Origin of the sequence: Paraburkholderia sp. EG287B (assembly GCF_040965595.1) — a bacterium.
Lineage (GTDB): Bacteria > Pseudomonadota > Gammaproteobacteria > Burkholderiales > Burkholderiaceae > Paraburkholderia.
Map to the genome: position 1 here is coordinate 1 of NZ_JBFRCG010000063.1, position 2,613 is coordinate 2,613.

At 60.7% G+C, this 2,613-nt stretch carries 3 protein-coding genes; all 3 read right to left on the reverse strand.

The window, feature by feature from the left end; translation table 11 throughout:
• Window positions 1-70: 70 nt before the first annotated feature.
• From AB4Y40_RS42645 to AB4Y40_RS42655, 3 genes are read right to left on the reverse strand one after another with little or no spacing between them, the layout of a single operon-like run.
• Window positions 71-1,651, reverse strand: coding sequence for an IS66 family transposase (locus AB4Y40_RS42645; protein ID WP_368692971.1), 1,581 nt, complete (start codon window positions 1,649-1,651; stop codon window positions 71-73).
• 31 nt (window positions 1,652-1,682) lie between these two features.
• Complete coding sequence (gene tnpB / locus AB4Y40_RS42650; protein WP_094296838.1) at window positions 1,683-2,036, reverse strand: IS66 family insertion sequence element accessory protein TnpB; 354 nt, start codon at window positions 2,034-2,036, stop codon at window positions 1,683-1,685.
• Window positions 2,012-2,530 carry a transposase gene (locus tag AB4Y40_RS42655; RefSeq protein WP_368692972.1) on the reverse strand — a complete coding sequence of 173 codons (519 nt, stop codon included), beginning with the start codon at window positions 2,528-2,530 and terminating at the stop codon, window positions 2,012-2,014. The genes tnpB and AB4Y40_RS42655 overlap by 25 nt, the downstream gene beginning before the upstream one ends.
• Between the last annotated feature and the right edge of the window lie 83 nt (window positions 2,531-2,613).

Consider the following 2,613-nt stretch of genomic DNA (forward strand, 5'->3'; position numbering starts at 1 on the left):
GTATGCGATCCACGAACGACGCCCCTCAGAGTAAGGTGGCGGAGCGCGTGAGGTGTGGTAGTGATGCGGGTCAGCGGAGGTCGGCCGGCATTTTCCAGGGAAGCAACGCGTCGTAGTCGTCGACGGTCTTCGCCATAGGCAGGCGCTGGAACAGCCAGGTGAGGTACCGGTAGGGATCGATGCTGTTTGCTTTGCAGGTTTCGACGAGCGTATAGAGATTGGCGCTCGCGTTCGCGCCTCCGACGGTGTCCGAGAACAGCCATCCGCGGCGCCCCACGCAGAGTGGTCGAATCGCATTCTCAACAGCGTTGTTCGAGATAGGCCAGTCGCCGTTCTCGACGTAACGGATGAGCTTGGGCCACTGCGCGCGCAGGTAAGTCAGTCCCTTGCCGAGCAGGCTTTTCGGTACGACGCCGGGCGATTGCTCGAGCATCAGCGCGTGGATGGCATTGAGTACGCGCGCGCTGTATCGTCGTCGCAACCGCTGTCGTCGCTGTGCGCTCCACGTCGTACTGCGCGTCTCGGCCGCGAACAGCTTGCCGATCAATTTGATGAAGCGCGTCGCCAACAGATCGGGCGTTCGGGCAGCCTTTGGTACGCTGTCCTCTGCTTTGACGAAGTACCGTCTCAGGTGAACCCAGCATCCAAGGTGCACGAGCTGGTGACGCCGGGCAATGTCGTTGTAGGGCTCGTAGCCATCGGTCATCATGACCGCGCCCTCGCGGATCCCGGTGAACAGCTTGTCGGCCAACCTGGTGCCACGCCCCGGTGTATAGGTGAAGCATCGGATGGGCACGCCCGAATCGGTCATCTGCGCCCAGAGATAACTCTTCGTTTGCGGTCGACGGCCCTTTTCCTTCAACACCTGGAGTGTCGTCTCGTCGCAGTAGATCAGCTCGGCATCGAGCAACGCATCGCGCATCAGGTTGATCACGGGTTGCGTTCCGAGACCCACACGGACCATGCTCGCAGCAATCGTGTTCGACGAGATGTCGCCGCCGAAGCGGCGTAGCAGACCGGCCTGGCGATACAGTGGCATCCCGAACTGATACTTGCCGGCGGCGATCCATGCAAGCGCCGATTCGCTCAACAGGCCGCGAGGGATGATGCGAGGCGGCGCCGGCGTCACCTTGATGCCGAGATCGCAGCACGGACACGCATATTTGACGCGTTGGTGCTGGATCACGCGAAGCTGCTCCGGAATCACGTCGAGCTGCTCGCTGATCTCCACGCCAAACTCGACGAGCGCGTGACCATCGTTCATGCAGAAGCGTTCAGCCTCAGGCAGCTCGTGCCGCACCACGTCGCGCGGCAGGTTGGGATCAAGCGGCTTGCGATGGCCCCGCTTCTTGCGCGTATGTGCGCCGACCGTCGATTCTGGCGTATCTTCCTGAGCAGGTGAGCTGCTCGCGCCGAGCACCTCGGCTTCGTTGAACAGGCCGGGTTGATCCGAATCTCGTGCCTCGCTCTTTGCGCCAAACAACTCGTGACGGTAGGCCCGGAGTCGTTCCTCGGCGAGATCGCGTTCCGCTGTCACGAGCCGCAGGGCGCCGCGTAATGCCTCCTGTTCTTCTCGCAACGCACGAGCGGCATCGCGTTCGGCGAGCAGCTCTTTCAGTTCGTCGGCGGTGATCGTGACGTTGACCGGCATGCTGGGTTAGACCAGCACACCGTCTGCCTGTTCAGCTCACACGCAGATATTCCTGCTTCGGATGTCGTCGAATTGTAGTGATGTCATCGCCATCGAGCAGTGCGTGCAGCACGTTGGTCGTCATCGTCACGACCTCAGCCTTGTTGTCGGGCCAGATGAAACGGCTGGCCTCCAATCGTTTCATCATCAGCCAGAAACCGCTGCCGTCCCAGCCAAGGATCTTGATCCTGTCGCGACGCCGGTTTCCGAAGATGTAAAGCGACGAGTCCATCGGATTCAGGCGCATCGACTGTTCAACGAGAATCGACAGGCTGTTCATGCCGTACCGGAAGTCGACAGGATCGCGGTGCAGATACACCTTCAGATTGTCGTCGAACCGGAACACGGCATCCTCCCAAGGATCTGAACCAGGGTTGTCAGTTCATCAATGGTCGCGATGGCTTTGCCCAGTTCGAGTTCGACACCGTTCGAGAGATGCACATGCAGCGTGAGCGTCATCGATGGGGGCGGCGGTGTGGCCGCAGGCGGTACCGCAACGACAGGTACGAACGCAGGTGGTGGTGCCGCGGCAACGACGAGTTGGTGAGAACTCGGAGGATCGATCGCCAGGCTGTCAGTCGCATCACCCGAATGCGGCAAGTAGTCGTCGCCGTTATCCTGCGGCGTCGGCGAGACGCCTTTCTCGCGCTCCATCAGGTATTTCGTGATCCACTTGCGCAGCAGGTTGGCGTTGATCCCGTGCTCTTGCGCCATGCGGGCCACCGAGACGCCGGGGCGTAACGCCGCCTCGATCAATGCTCGTTTGCCATTTTCATCGTAGCGGCGACGGCCGTCGCTGCTTTGCCGAACTACTCTCAGCTCTGAGTCTTTGTCAGCCATAGGTGTCCACCTCACAAATAGGTGGACACCTATGCTCCTCGCTCAGAGTGCTGTTGGGTAGACGTCGATAGTGGATCGCTTAC

What these genes read in the sequence shown, in the direction of transcription:
- AB4Y40_RS42645 (WP_368692971.1), bottom strand. Translation starts at nt 1,651, where the DNA reads ATGCCGGTCAACGTCACGATCACCGCCGACGAACTGAAAGAGCTGCTC.
- AB4Y40_RS42655 (WP_368692972.1), bottom strand. Translation starts at nt 2,530, where the DNA reads ATGGCTGACAAAGACTCAGAGCTGAGAGTAGTTCGGCAAAGCAGCGAC.